The following is a 14,569-nucleotide window of genomic DNA, read 5'->3' on the forward strand; positions in this document are numbered from 1 at the left end:
GCCAACCCACTCGTCAGCACCGTTGCCGGGTGCCGTCATTCAAAATAACAGGAGTGCCAATGCAACCTCTGATCATTACTATCATGGGCAAGGACAAACCCGGTCTGGTTGATGCCCTTGCCAAGTGTGTTTATCGTCACGATGCCAACTGGTTGGGCAGCAGCTTTGCTCATATGGCTGGCCTGTTTACCGGTTTCGTTGAGGTACATGTTCCCAAAGAAAAACACGATGATTTGGTATCGGCCTTAGACAGCCTGCCCGATTTAACTGTGCAGTCTGTCACTGTTGCTGAGAATTCTCAGACCTTCAGCGACACCCTTAAAGTAGAAATCATGGGTAACGATAAGCCCGGCATCGTACAGGAACTGACAAATATTCTAAACCAGTTCAACCTGAATATTGTCTCTTTTGATTCCCGTTGCGAGAGCGCCCCCAACTGGGGAAGCCTGATGTTTAAAGCTAAAGCGGTTATCGCAGTGCCGGAGTCATTTGACGACAGTGCACTGCAGACAGCGCTGGAAGGTATCGCGAACGACCTGGTTGTCGACATCAACACCAGCGTATAACGCTGCGAAAATCACCTCCGGTTCCGTGCCGGAAACCCCGCCTGTCACACGGTTGTCACGGATAAGTGGCAGGCTTTGCAACTTTTGAATTGTAAAACCGTAAGTATGGAACACAACGAACTGTATTACCCCAAAGAACTTAGCTGGCTGGCCTTTAATGAAAGGGTGCTGCAGGAGGCTGCCGATAAAAATAATCCGGCAGTAGAGCGCATTCGCTTTTTGGGCATTTATTCGAACAACCTGGACGAATTCTACCGTGTCCGCGCCGCCGACGTAAAACGTCAAATCACGATTGCAGAAGACAATGGCAGTGATGATGAAGCCAACAAACTGATGGCTTTAATGGCGGAAATTCAGAAGAAAGTGGTACACCTTTCCAACAAGTTCGATGAAATTCACAAAGATGTGCTGAAGGCTCTGGCCCGTTACAACATTTTCATTCTGCGAAAAGATGAACTGAACGATTACCAGCGGGTGTGGTTGCGCAACCTCTTCGTCAATAAAATTCTGCGCCACATTGCGCCTATCCTGATTGATAAGAAAACCGATCTGCTGAGCCGCCTTAACGGCACATCCGTTTACTTGTATGTGGCATTACGTCGCACAGGCAAAAATACCCGATACGCCGTTGTTCAGGTGCCCACGTCAGAAACCTCACGTTTCATCCTGATCCCGCCGGAAAAAAGCCGTAAGAAAAAGCACATTATTTTGCTGGATGACGTCATTCAGCTTTGTCTTGAAGAAATATTCCGCGGCTTCGTGAAATACGATTCTCTTGAAGCTTATTCCTTTAAAATGACCCGCGACTCTGAATACTCCATCAATGACGAAATTGATGAGAGCTATATGGACAAGATGTCCGAGAGTATGAAGCAACGCCTGATCGCCGAACCTGTACGTGTTATCTACGACTACTCCATGCCGGAAGACATGGTAGTGGATTTACGTAAACGCCTGAAAGTCACTAAGCTGGACACCATGCATGCTGCAGGTCATTACCGGAACTTCAAAGACTTCATCGGCTTTCCGAATGTAGGCCGCGAGTACCTGGAAAATCCAAAGCTGCCGGCCATCGACACGAAGATGTTTTCCACGCACAACACCGTCTTCGATGCCATTACCGCTCACGATATTCTGCTGTACTATCCGTATCACCGCTTCCTGCATTTCACCGAGTTTTTACGTCAGGCAGCGTTCGACCCGAGCGTAAAGTCTATTCGTATTAACATTTACCGGGTAGCAAGCAATTCGCGGATCATTAACTCGCTCATTGATGCGGTAGACAACGGCAAGAAAGTAACCGTTGTCGTAGAGCTTCGTGCCCGTTTCGATGAAGAAGCCAACATTGAATGGTCCCGCCGGATGACAAATGCGGGTATCCGCGTTGTGTTAGGCGTTCCTACGTTAAAAATTCACAGTAAGCTGTGTCTGGTAACCCGTGAAGAACGGGGATCGCTGGTCAATTACGCGCACTTCGGTACCGGTAACTTTAACGAGAAAACCGCGAAGATTTATACCGACTTCAGTTTATTTACCCGTAATCAGGAACTGGCAGAAGAAGCCGCCAGTGTATTCGATCTCATTCAGTACCCGTACCGCCGCTATAAGTTCCAGCATCTGCAAATTTCGCCGCTGAACAGCCGTAATAAAATTCAGTCGCTAATCCGCCAGGAAATTCAGTATTTGAAGGAAGGCCACAAAGCCCAGATCACCTTCAAAATAAACAACCTGGTCGACAAGGAGCTGATTGACGACCTGTACCGCGCCAGTCAGGCCGGCATGAAGATTCGTGGTATTGTGCGGGGCATGTGTTCACTGGTCCCGGGTCTTCCGGGCATCAGCGAAAACATCACTATTACCAGCATCGTTGACCGTTTCCTGGAACACCCCAGGGTGATGGTATTTGAGGGTGGCGGTGACAGAAAAGTATTTATCTCATCGGCGGACTGGATGACCCGTAACATGGACAACCGGATTGAAGTAGGTTGTCCGGTATACGATAAAGGTCTGCAACAGCAAATTGTCGATGTCCTGGAGCTACAATTTAAAGACACGTTGAAAGCGCGGGTGATTGACAAGGAACAGACGAATAAGTACGTTCGTAGGGGTAACCGTAAAAAACTACGCTCACAGATAGAAATCTATGACTATCTTAAGCGTCTCGAAGATGAGTAACGCCATTTGAGTCCATCCGAATCCGTATTTGAAGCTGTTGAAAGCCGTGACACCACTAAGGTTGCGGCGCTTGATATTGGCTCCAACAGCTTCCACCTGGTGGTTGCCCGTATTAATGCGGGCTCCGTTCAGATCCTTCACCGCCTGAAAGAAAAAGTCCGTCTGGCGGCAGGTTTAAGCGAAGACAACGTATTGTCTGATGAAGCGATTGAACGTGGCCTTAAAATGCTGCAACTGGTGGCAGACAGCCTGCGGGGCTTCGAACCGGATTCGGTACGCATTGTTGCCACGCATACCCTTCGCCGTGCAGTCAATGCCCGTGCATTTATCAATGCAGCCCGTGAAGTATTGCCCTACCCCATCGAAATTATCTCCGGTGTGGAAGAAGCCCGCTTAATTTATCAGGGCGTAGCCCATACCAACCACAGCGACGGCCGTCGTTTAGTGGCTGACATTGGCGGCGGCTCCACAGAATTCGTTATTGGCGAAGGTTTTGATCCGCTGATTTGCCGCTCGTTACAAATGGGCTGCGTCAGCTATACCAACCGCTTCTTTACTGACGGTGAATTAAAAGCCAAAAACTTCAACCGTGCCATTACTGCGGCGAAGCAAGAACTTGAAATGATTGAGAACCGCTACAAGCAGCTAGGCTGGTCTCAGTGTATCGGTACGTCCGGCACAATTAAAACCCTGTTCAGCCTTGCCCAGCGCGACAAATCAAACGGTCACGATGAGCCGGTAACACTGAAGAGTTTGCGCAATCTGATGAAGTCTTTCATCGAGGCAGGACACACCGATAAACTCACTATGCCGGAAATCAGTGATGACCGGCGTGGGGTGATCGCCGGCGGCCTGGCCATTCTTATCGGCATTTTTGAATCCCTCGGCATCGACACTTTGCAATATTCCCCGGCCGCTCTGCGGGAAGGTGTGTTGTATCAGATGGAAGATGAACTTAAACACACCGATATCCGGGAACGGACAGCAAAGAGCCTGGCCACGCGGTACGATGTGGACACCGATCAGGCAAACATGGTGCTTACCACTACTCTGAGTCTTTTCGACCAGGCGTCCGGTGACTGGAAATTCAAAAACAAAGATTTCCGCGCCATGCTGGGATGGGCAGCCCTGTTACACGAAGTTGGTTTACAAATAAACTCCCGTGGCGTTCAGCGGCACTCGGCTTACATTTTAGCGAATGTGGATATGCCCGGCTTTACCCAGGAGCAACAGGATTTACTGGCCACGCTGGTTCGTTTTCACCGTAAGAAAATTAAAGTGGCTGAGATCCCTGAGTTTCAACTGTTTGACAGCAGTGCAGTGAAACGGGCCATTTGTATTATCCGCCTGGGCGCATTGCTGAACATCAAACGTCAGGAAGCGTTTCTGCCGGAAATGAAAGTGAATGCATCCAAACATGCCCTGACGCTTACGTTTCCTACCGGATGGCTGGAAACCAAACCCATCATGTCTGCCGATCTTCAGCAAGAAATTCTTTACTGGAAAACACTGGAACTGGAGTTAGTGATTCAGGAAAACTGAGTAATGCAGAGCTGTTTATAAGCCAGATTCAGCTCTGTGCCCGTTTTACTTGATCGCGGCCTGATGCCTTGGCTCTGTACAGGGCTTCATCAGCGTAGCGGATACCATCAAAAATAGTCTCATCGTCGCTGATACCGGCAACACCAAATGACGCTGTGAGTGCGATCGTCGCTTTTTCCAGTTGTATTTCGCTGCTGCGGACCTGCTCACAAAGCCGTTCAGCCAGCGTACTGGCCTCCATCAGCTTACTGTTCGGAAGCAGGATCAGAAACTCCTCGCCGCCCATACGAATCATGGTATCGCCATCCCGCAGAGATGTTTCCACAATTTCAGTAAATCGCTTCAGGGCAATATCTCCCATGGGATGACCGAACTTGTCATTCACAGCTTTGAAATAATCAATGTCGCAGGCCACCAGGGACAGGGGCTGGTTATGCCGGCGTGTATGAGACAGCATTTTCGGTGCTTCCTTGTAGAGAAAGTGGCGGTTTTTCGTGCCTGTCAAAGCATCAATATACACCTGGGTACTGAGCCGCTGAAATAAAGATTGCATCAGACTGGTGGGAAAGCCCAGCATGAACAGAATAGTCAGAAAAAAGATAGCGACAAACGCCACATTAGTGCTGACTGACTCACCTTCTTCCAGCATGGAGAGATAAACCGGTACGCCGAAAACAACGCCCACAGTAGTGATAGCGACCACGACGAAAATCATTTCATCGCCGCCCTTATTTTGCGGAATATGCCGGTAAATGAGTTTCAGCGCCATTCCCAGCGGTACCAGCACACATACGGAGACAATGAGTTCTCTGATAAGCACCTGGTCATTGACCAGATAAAAATACAAAGACACGGCTTCACACAAGATCAGGTGACACACTATGCCGGTAGCTTCCAATGGCCTGAGAGGTAATCCGTAGCGCCGCATTACCACCATCAGCAACATATACATCGCCAGTAAAATACACAAATTCAGAGTGGCCGCGCTGGCCAGAGGATAGCCCAGCGGTTCCAGACAAATAGCCAGAAATGCAAACCAGACTGAAATGAGGAACAGCCGGGCGAAAACCGGCGATTGTGCTTTATAACGGTGATTAGGCACAGGCAGGGCAAAAGTAAACACAACACCTACCGTTACCAGCAAACTCAGAATGCCAATTAAAAAATAGATGTGTTCTGTATTACTCACTACAACGGATCCCTATTATTGGCGAAGTATTCCGGCGCATGCCTTCGCGCCGCTTTGTTGGAGTTTTAGCCAACGTGAAACCATAGTCCAGCCGGCTTCAATCTGTCAATTTCGTAGCATGAAATGCTTAATAAACTGCACCCGGACAGAATATAAATTAGAATCTACTAATAAAGTATAAAGCAGAACTTAAAGACAGCAAAGTGTGTGAGGAAAAAGAAAGCAAACCGGTAAGCAGGATCTTACCGGTTTGTTGATATGCATTAAGATTTTGACGCCTGATAGATAGACTCAATGGCAGCATCCAACGTACTGTCGAACTCTTCCTGCGACTGCTGAGCGCTTACACCCTCAGTTAATGCGCGGGAGAACGAGGCGATGATACCCGGGTTTTCTGCCAGTTTAGCATTCGCTTCATCACGGGTATAACCCCCTGACAATGCCACCACTTTAATCACTTTAGGATGATCAACCAGTTCATTGTAGAAGTTATCCTGAGTTGGCAAGGTAAGTTTCAGCATCACTTCCTGACCTTCATTCAACAGGTTCAGCTGCGTCATGATTTCCAGTTTAAGCAATGCTTCTGCTTCCGCCTTCTCAGGGCTGTTGATATCGACTTCCGGTTCGATGATAGGCACAAGACCTGCAGCCAGAATCTGCTTACCCACTTCAAACTGTTGCTCAACGATGGCTTTGATACCTTCATGATTAGCCAGCTTGACCACTGAACGCATCTTGGTACCGAATACGTCCTGCGCCACGGCTTTAGCAAGCAGGGTATCCAGGGTAGGAATAGGCTTCATCAGTTGAACACCGTTTGCCTCATCCTCAAGTCCCTTGTCTACCTTGAGGAAAGGAACCACACGCTTTTTCTCCCACAGGAATTTTGCCGAAGGCATGCCTTCGATATCCCTGTCGAGGGTGTTTTCAAACAGAATGGCACCCAGAACGCGTTCACCACTGAACACATCGCTGGTAATAATGCGGGTTCGCATGGCATGTACCATGTCGAACATTTCTTCGTCTGTGCTGTAAGCAGACGGATCGATCCCATAAAGTTTCAGAGCTTTAGGTGTACTGCCTCCGCTTTGATCGAGGGCTGCAATGAAACCTTTTTGGACTTTAATTTTATCCAGCATAGCCTGCTGCGCTTGTGATGCCATGAGCAACACTCCTTTTTATGTGCCGCGTGTAAAAACGGCTGTAGGGTTTATAATAATGCCGGCAAACGTCACTGTTCGCCGGACAAGTTGAGTAACGAATTTCGTTACACGAGCGCTGTTTTTATTATTGGTTTTTTTCTTCTAAAACAGCGACCGCTGGCAGGGTTTTGCCTTCCAGGAACTCAAGGAAAGCACCACCGCCGGTAGAGATGTAAGATATCTTATCTGCGATATCATACTTATCTACTGCAGCTAACGTGTCACCGCCACCTGCAATAGAGAATGCGTCACTGTCTGCAATAGCCTGCGCTAACGCTTTTGTGCCTGCGGCGAATTGATCAAATTCAAACACACCTACAGGACCGTTCCAGACAATTGTGCCCGCATTTTTCAAAATTGTTTCTAATGCCGCCGACGAATCAGGACCAATATCAAACACCATATCGTCATCGCCGATTTGATCCACTGCCTTTAATGTGGCCGGCGTGGTCTCAGAGAACTCAGTACCGGTGACTACGTCGGTAGGTACCGGAATATCACCGCCATTTGCCTGCGCCTGTGCAATGAGCTCTTTCGCTTCATCGACAAGATCCATTTCAACCAGTGATTTACCAACATTGTGGCCCTGAGCAGCAATGAACGTATTGGCGATACCACCACCAACAATAAGCTGGTCCACTTTCTCTGCCAGCGTTTTCAGCACAGTGAGCTTAGTTGATACCTTTGAACCGCCCACAATAGCAACCATCGGACGCTTAGGGTTATCCAGTGCTTTACCCAATGCATCGAGTTCAGCTGCAAGCAGCGGGCCAGCACACGCTTTCGGAGCAAATTTTGCGACACCATGTGTCGACGCCTGGGCACGGTGAGCTGTACCGAATGCATCCATGACAAAGATGTCGCACAACGCAGCGTATTGTTTTGACAGGGTTTCGTCGTCTTTCTTTTCGCCTTTATTAAAACGAACGTTTTCCAGAATAACCAGCTCGCCCGGCTTCACATCAACACCGTTCAGATAGTCTTTAACCAGCGACACTGACACGTCCAGTGCACCATTTAAGTAATCAACGACTGGTTGCAGTGAATATTCTTCTTCGTATTTACCTTCTTCAGGACGACCCAGGTGAGACATCACCATTACCGCTGCGCCGGCTTCCAGAGCAGCTTTGATTGTAGGGATAGATGCTTTGATACGTGCATCTGACGTGACTTTACCGTCTTTTACCGGTACGTTGAGATCCTGACGGATCAACACGCGCTGACCGTTCAGCGCCAAATCCTGCATGCTTGGAATTGCCATAGTTTTCCCTTAAAAACTGAAGTTAATTTCCTCAACACCCCGACTGGTACATAGCCAGCGTGGTATCAATCATTCGATTTGCAAAACCCCATTCATTGTCACACCACACCAGCGTTTTCACCAGTTGACGGTGACTTACACGGGTTTGCGTACCATCAACAATGCATGAATGAGGATCGTGATTAAAATCTACTGAGACTAACGGCGCTTCCGAATAACCCAATATACCGGAAAGTCGCCCTTCACGCGCTTTTTTCAGTGCATTGTTCACATCAGTGATGTTCACTTCTGTGTCCAGCGTCACACTTAAATCCATGGCCGTCACATTGACTGTGGGTACCCGCACCGCAATGGCTTCAAACTTACCTGCAAACTTTGGCAGAATACGTTCGATGCCGGCGGCCAACCGGGTGTCGACAGGAATGATAGACTGACTGGCAGCTCTGGCACGACGGAGATCTTTGTTATAGGCATCAATCACCTGCTGATCATGCATTGACGCATGTATGGTAGTGATAGTGCCGCTTAATACGCCGAAAGCATTATCCAGCGCCTGGATGACAGGAACAATACAGTTCGTGGTGCACGAGCCGTTAGATACCAGTTTGTGTTCAGGTAACAACGATTCTTCGTTGGTGCCAAAAATGATGGTGTTGTCTAAATCGGTGCTGCCGGGCTGTGAAAAGAGCACTTTGCCGGCACCGGCATCAAGGTGGGCCTGACCGGCCTGCCGGTCAGAAAATACACCGGTACATTCGAGCACAATATCCACCCCCAGAGTGTCCCAGGGGAGGTTGTGAATATCAGGTTCAGCCAACAGGCGGATACTGTCACCCGCCACCATTAACTGTTCGTCTTGTAGCGCCACATCAAACCCGAACCGACCATGCGTGGTGTCGTATTTGAGCAGATGGGCTATGCCTTGAGGTTCTGCCAGGTCGTTAATCGCAACTACTTTAATCAATTGATTGCGCCCTGTTTCATACAGGGCGCGCAGTACGTTACGACCAATGCGGCCAAACCCATTTATGGCTACACGGACCATAAAAAACCGCCTGTTGTCGAACTATTATAAAGACAACGCTGCCTCAACAACGGCATCTGTTGTAATGCCGAAGTGTTTGAACAGTTCTCCTGCCGGACCGGATTCACCAAAGATGTCCATGCCCACAATTGCGCCGCCGAAACCTGTGTATTTATACCAGGAATCTTTCGCTAATGCTTCAACTGCAACACGCTTAGTAACACTTGAAGGCAGAACGGCTTCACGATATTCAGCATCCTGACGGTCAAACGCATCAGTACAAGGCATAGAAACCACACGGGCTTTAATGCCCTTCTCTGCCAGTTGCTCGCTGGCAGCGACAGCCAGTTGCACTTCAGAGCCTGTACCGATTAGCAGTACATCTGGTGTACCGTCAGTATCTTTCAGGATATAACCACCTTTTGCGATGTCAGCAACCTGCTCAGCAGAGCGTGCTTGCTGCGGTAAACCCTGACGGGTAAAAATTAAGGTGGTAGGACCTTCGGTACGTAAAATTGCTTCTTTCCAGGCTACCGCAGACTCAACCTGGTCACAAGGCCGCCAGTTGTCAAGGTTAGGCGTAGAGCGTAATGCCACCAGTTGCTCAACCGGCTGGTGCGTAGGACCATCTTCACCCAGACCAATAGAATCGTGGGTATAAACAAAGATAGACGGCGCTTTCATCAGCGCGGCCATACGCACTGCGTTGCGTGCATATTCCATAAACATCAGGAAGGTAGCGCCGTACGCTTTAAAACCGCCATGCAGGGTAATGCCGTTCATCATTGCCGACATACCGAACTCACGCACACCGTAGTAGATGTAGTTACCGGACGCGTCTTTCGCATCAACGCCTTTTGAACCTGACCAGATTGTCAGGTTAGAACCGGCGAGATCAGCAGAGCCGCCCAGCAATTCAGGCAGTAACGGACCAAATGCATTTAATGCATTCTGCGATGCTTTACGGGTTGCCGGGGCATCAGGGTTAGCCTGCAGTTTTGCAATGTAAGCATCCGCTTTTTCAACGAAGTCAGCCGGTACATCACCATTTACACGGCGGCTGAATTCTGCTGCCAGTTCAGGGAACGCTTTTTCATAGGCTGCAAACGCTTCGTTCCAGTTCGCTTCTGCCGCACTGCCCTTCTCTTTGCCATCCCACTCAGCGTAAATATCCTGTGGTACTTCGAAGGCACCGTGGGTCCAGCCAAGTTCTTTGCGGGTTAATGCAATTTCGTCATCACCCAGCGGAGCGCCGTGACAATCTTCTTTACCTTGCTTGTTAGGGGAACCAAAACCGATAATGGTTTTGCAGCAGATTAGTGTAGGCTGTGTGGTATTCGCGCGGGCTTCATCAACCGCTTTACGGATTTGATCAGGGTTGTGACCATCAACACCGGCAATGACATGCCAGCCGTATGATTCGAAACGCTTCACGGTATCGTCGGTGAACCATCCCTCAACTTCACCGTCGATAGAGATGCCGTTGTCATCGTAGAACGCTACCAGCTTGCCAAGACCTAATGTGCCGGCTAACGAGCATACTTCATGAGAAATACCTTCCATCAGGCAGCCGTCACCCAGGAACGTGTAGGTATAATGGTCGACGATATCGTGGCCGTCCTGATTAAACTGTGCAGCCAGCACTTTCTCTGCCAGCGCCATACCTACGGCGTTGCTGATCCCTTGTCCCAGCGGACCGGTGGTGGTTTCAACACCCGGCGCATAGCCATATTCAGGGTGACCCGGGGTTTTAGAATGTAACTGACGGAAATTTTTCAGCTCTTCTAACGGCAGATCATAACCCGTGAGATGCAGCAATGAATAAAGCAGCATAGAGCCGTGACCGTTTGAAAGCACAAAACGGTCGCGGTTCGCCCAGTTGGGATTAGACGGGTTATGAGAAAGATAATCGCACCACAAAACCTGTGCGATATCCGCCATACCCATAGGGGCGCCCGGGTGGCCTGATTTGGCTTGCTGAACTGCATCCATGCTAAGTGCGCGGATAGCGTTGGCAAGTTCACGACGAGTTGGCATGCTAACTCCTTTAATAATTTGCTTAAAACTTTGACACTGACAACCCGGAGATTAATCCGGAAACGGATAGGAATTCCTGCTGCCGACTATGAATTTTCAAACTGGCGACTATTCTTACCTAAGCGCATAACCAGTTCAATGTGTTTTATACCGGGTGCACTTATCGAATTTAGTTAACTTATAACAATTATTCGGATAGTCGTTGCGCAAAACAGGTTCTCTGCTGACAGAAATCGTTTTTCGTCTTACTCACGTAATAACGAACCGGACTGTCAACGAAACGTAACAAATAGACTTTTAGACGTCCAGAAGTAAAGATGGTATTTTCATACGAACCCGGTACAATGCTGTTCATCGTCCGGGACGACAGAATATACCCGGGGGCGAACGAATATACCCAACCAGCCAGTCACTTAAGCTTATGATAGTGATGTATTGGTTAACCCAGAAATAACGGAGGATTTATGGCCGCACATTTATTCACATCGGAATCAGTCTCAGAAGGACATCCGGATAAAATTGCCGACCAGATTTCAGATGCTGTGCTTGACGCCATATTAGAACAGGATCCCAAAGCACGGGTTGCCTGCGAAACGTATGTAAAAACCGGTATGGTACTGGTAGGTGGTGAGATCACCACATCCGCCTGGGTCGATATTGAAGAATTGACCCGTCAGACGGTAAAAGAAATTGGTTACAACCACTCAGATGTAGGCTTTGATGCTGACTCCTGTGCTGTGCTGAATGCGATTGGTAAGCAATCTCCTGACATTAATCAGGGTGTTGACCGTGCCCGCCCTGAAGAACAGGGTGCCGGTGACCAGGGTCTGATGTTCGGCTATGCCAGTGACGAAACTGACGTATTAATGCCGGCACCGATCACCTATGCACACCGCCTGGTGCAAAAGCAGGCCGAAGTGAGAAAGTCCGGTCAGCTTGATTTCCTGCGCCCTGATGCAAAAAGTCAGGTGACTTTTATTTATGAGAACGACAAACCGGTGGGTATTGATGCCGTTGTTCTGTCTACTCAGCACAATGAAAAGGTCACCACAGAGCAACTTCGCGAAGCCGTTATGGAAGAAGTGATTAAGCCTGTACTGCCTTCGGAATGGCTGACCAAAAACACTCAATTCCACATTAACCCGACTGGTCGTTTTGTTATCGGCGGACCAATGGGTGACTGTGGTTTGACTGGCCGTAAAATTATTGTAGATACCTACGGCGGTATGGCCCGTCACGGTGGAGGTGCATTCTCCGGTAAAGATCCATCAAAAGTAGACCGCTCGGCGGCATACGCAGGTCGTTATGTGGCGAAGAATATCGTTGCAGCCGGTCTGGCGAAGCGTTGCGAAATTCAGGTGTCTTACGCTATCGGGGTAGCAGAGCCAACATCTATCAGTATCGAAACGTTTGGTACAGGTGTGGTTGATGAGAAAACACTGGTGGCACTGGTACGTGAACACTTTGACTTACGTCCTTACGGCCTGATCAAGATGCTTGATCTGGAACGTCCGATTTACCGTCCAACGGCTGCATACGGCCACTTCGGCCGTGATGAATTCCCATGGGAAGCCACAGACAAAGCAGAAGCGCTTAAAGCCTCTGTATAAAGACAAAAATAAAAGGAAGGCGGCATGTTCCCACATGCCGCTTTTTTTAATTTAAATTATTTTAAAAATAATTACATTTTCTCACTGGGATAATCATCCAAACCAACTACACTTAAGTATAAATCGCATTGCCTGCCCGATAATCAATCCCTAACTGAGCTGCAGACTCAGGCACACACATAGGAACCATGCCATGAAATACTTCTGGCTAGTGAGTTGTCTGACTTTATTAAGTACGCTGTGTCATGCAGGCGGCAGTGTGCTTTCTGATACGAAAAGAAGTCAGCCAGTATACGTTGCCTCCCCCTATCAGTCTGAAATTTCATTTCGCAGTCAGCGCCTGCCGGCCTGGCGATTTGGGGTGCGCTACAACCGCGAGCTGCCTTATCACGACCAGTGGGTTGACAAGATCAGTACATATCACTCAGTAGACTCCGTGAGGGTCTCGGCCAGCCGCTCTTTGTTAAAAGACTCCAGTCAACGCATATTCGCAGCGCTGCAAACCAGTAACGATCAACAGGCCGCCTATTCTGACTGGCTTTATCTGCCTTACAACGCAGGCACCGCCGCCAGCGTTGGCTGGCAAATCGGAGAATTAAATTCGGTGAAAATGGCAGTGGAGTACCAGTACAGGGAAGTAAGTGATAAAGACATCAATTCATTGTTGCTCGGTGTTCAGTACTATTTCTGACCCTTACTAAGACAACGGGCTGCGTTAACCCAGCATAAAATCCACAATGCTTTCGCAATGAATTTCAGTGGTATCCAGTACCGGAATACTGACATCTCCGGCCTTTATCAACATACCAATTTCCGTGCAGCCGAGAATGACAGCCTGCGCACCGTCTGCTGCCATTTGCTCAATAATTTGCTGATAAATCTCTTTTGAGGATGCCCGTGTTTCGCCTTTGCACAGTTCATTATAAATGATGTCATGAATGACCTGCCGGCCGGCCATGTCCGGCGTCAGCACATTGATCCCGAAGTCTTGAAGGCGCTCAGTGTAAAAAGGCTGTTCCATGGTAAACCGGGTGCCTGTCAGAGCTGCTTTATTTATACCCCCGCGCCTGCACACACTGGCTGTCGCATCAGCAATATGGAGTAAGGGTATGTTCAGCGCCTTTTCTACTTCAGGAGCGACTTTGTGCATCGTATTAGTCGCAATAGCAACGCCGTCTGCGCCGCCGGCTTCCAGTTGTTTTGCTGCCTGAACCATCGCCCGGGTAAGTGCATCCCAGTTATTTTCATGCTGCCACTGGCTAATCTCTGCGAAATCCACGCTGTTCATTAATATGCGTGCGCTGTGCAGCCCACCCAGACGTTGCTTCACATAGCTGTTGATCAGGCGGTAATACGTTGCCGATGATTCCCAGCTCATGCCACCGATAATACCAATCTGCTTCATTGAAGTTCCTTGTCCGTATTATCTTGCCAGTACCGGCATCGGCATGGATGCTGTAGTCATGAAGGTTTGCTGGATGAGCTCCGCATCTACACTGGCACGATGGCGTTTAACACACTGCTGATTGACCAGAGACTGTTTCACTTCATGCCAGTGTTGCATCTGGTTTTCAGATAACAGGTATTCCAGCGCTGTCAGCTTAAAGTTCATCTCTATACCAGCTTCTGCATAGAGTTTTATCAGCCAGGGATAATCCACTACCCAGCCGTCCGAATAAGCGGTACTGTTTTGCATGAAGGCATTGAGCTGAATGCACACTTCCCTGCCGTCAATACCGTATTGGGAAAGCACATCACGGGTTATGCCGTGTAAAGATTCGGCCTCGCTGTTCCAGTGCGTCCATCTCTTATAGGGTTTTATCAAACGGCAAAAACGCGCACCATCAGAACGCTTCACACCGATTTCGATGGGAAAACTGCCGCTGCCGAATCCGCTGGCTTCGACATCCAAAATGGTAGGAGGATAATGATTTTGCACGCTAATTTTGATTTATTTGTTATA

At 48.8% G+C, this 14,569-nt stretch carries 12 protein-coding genes; 5 read left to right on the forward strand and 7 right to left on the reverse strand.

Annotated features, from left to right (window positions below):
* Nucleotides 1-59: 59 nt before the first annotated feature.
* The 3 genes from ACXAGC_RS14050 (at nt 60) to ppx (ending at nt 4,283) form a co-directional block, all read left to right on the forward strand.
* Entirely contained in the window at nt 60-566 is a 507-nt protein-coding gene (locus ACXAGC_RS14050) for a glycine cleavage system transcriptional repressor (RefSeq protein ID WP_119500236.1), read from the forward strand.
* A gap of 105 nt (nt 567-671) precedes the next feature.
* On the forward strand, nt 672-2,741 hold the full coding sequence (gene ppk1, locus ACXAGC_RS14055; protein ID WP_474844883.1) for a polyphosphate kinase 1: 2,070 nt from the start codon (nt 672-674) through the stop codon (nt 2,739-2,741).
* A 6-nt stretch (nt 2,742-2,747) separates the two neighbouring features.
* Nucleotides 2,748-4,283: an exopolyphosphatase gene (gene ppx / locus ACXAGC_RS14060; protein ID WP_474844884.1), complete on the forward strand. Its 1,536-nt coding sequence runs from the start codon at nt 2,748-2,750 to the stop codon at nt 4,281-4,283.
* A gap of 28 nt (nt 4,284-4,311) precedes the next feature.
* Here ppx and ACXAGC_RS14065 read toward each other — a convergent pair whose 3' ends face one another.
* From ACXAGC_RS14065 to tkt, 5 genes are all read right to left on the reverse strand, one after another.
* On the reverse strand, nt 4,312-5,472 hold the full coding sequence (locus ACXAGC_RS14065; protein ID WP_474844885.1) for a GGDEF domain-containing protein: 1,161 nt from the start codon (nt 5,470-5,472) through the stop codon (nt 4,312-4,314).
* Nucleotides 5,473-5,735: 263 nt separating this feature from the next.
* Nucleotides 5,736-6,635 carry a fructose bisphosphate aldolase gene (locus ACXAGC_RS14070; RefSeq protein ID WP_474844886.1) on the reverse strand — a complete coding sequence of 300 codons (900 nt, stop codon included), beginning with the start codon at nt 6,633-6,635 and terminating at the stop codon, nt 5,736-5,738.
* Between the two features lie 124 nt (nt 6,636-6,759).
* Nucleotides 6,760-7,935, reverse strand: coding sequence for a phosphoglycerate kinase (locus tag ACXAGC_RS14075; protein WP_119500231.1), 1,176 nt, complete (start codon nt 7,933-7,935; stop codon nt 6,760-6,762).
* Nucleotides 7,936-7,966: 31 nt separating this feature from the next.
* On the reverse strand, nt 7,967-8,980 hold the full coding sequence (gene epd, locus ACXAGC_RS14080; RefSeq protein WP_474844887.1) for an erythrose-4-phosphate dehydrogenase: 1,014 nt from the start codon (nt 8,978-8,980) through the stop codon (nt 7,967-7,969).
* A 24-nt stretch (nt 8,981-9,004) separates the two neighbouring features.
* On the reverse strand, nt 9,005-10,996 hold the full coding sequence (gene tkt / locus ACXAGC_RS14085; RefSeq protein ID WP_474844888.1) for a transketolase: 1,992 nt from the start codon (nt 10,994-10,996) through the stop codon (nt 9,005-9,007).
* Between the two features lie 464 nt (nt 10,997-11,460).
* Between tkt and metK the strand changes: the two genes are divergently transcribed.
* Both metK and ACXAGC_RS14095 read left to right on the forward strand, forming a co-directional pair.
* Nucleotides 11,461-12,606 carry a methionine adenosyltransferase gene (gene metK / locus ACXAGC_RS14090; RefSeq protein WP_119500228.1) on the forward strand — a complete coding sequence of 382 codons (1,146 nt, stop codon included), beginning with the start codon at nt 11,461-11,463 and terminating at the stop codon, nt 12,604-12,606.
* A gap of 193 nt (nt 12,607-12,799) precedes the next feature.
* Nucleotides 12,800-13,297 carry a hypothetical protein gene (locus ACXAGC_RS14095; RefSeq protein WP_474844889.1) on the forward strand — a complete coding sequence of 166 codons (498 nt, stop codon included), beginning with the start codon at nt 12,800-12,802 and terminating at the stop codon, nt 13,295-13,297.
* Nucleotides 13,298-13,321: 24 nt separating this feature from the next.
* Here the strand turns inward: ACXAGC_RS14095 and ACXAGC_RS14100 are convergent, their stop codons facing one another.
* Complete coding sequence (locus tag ACXAGC_RS14100) at nt 13,322-14,011, reverse strand: aspartate/glutamate racemase family protein (protein WP_474844890.1); 690 nt, start codon at nt 14,009-14,011, stop codon at nt 13,322-13,324.
* An 18-nt stretch (nt 14,012-14,029) separates the two neighbouring features.
* Entirely contained in the window at nt 14,030-14,545 is a 516-nt protein-coding gene (locus ACXAGC_RS14105; RefSeq protein ID WP_474844891.1) for a hypothetical protein, read from the reverse strand.
* Nucleotides 14,546-14,569: the final 24 nt, after the last annotated feature.

The sequence above is a fragment of the Alteromonas sp. AWJ4_197 genome (assembly GCF_056160285.1).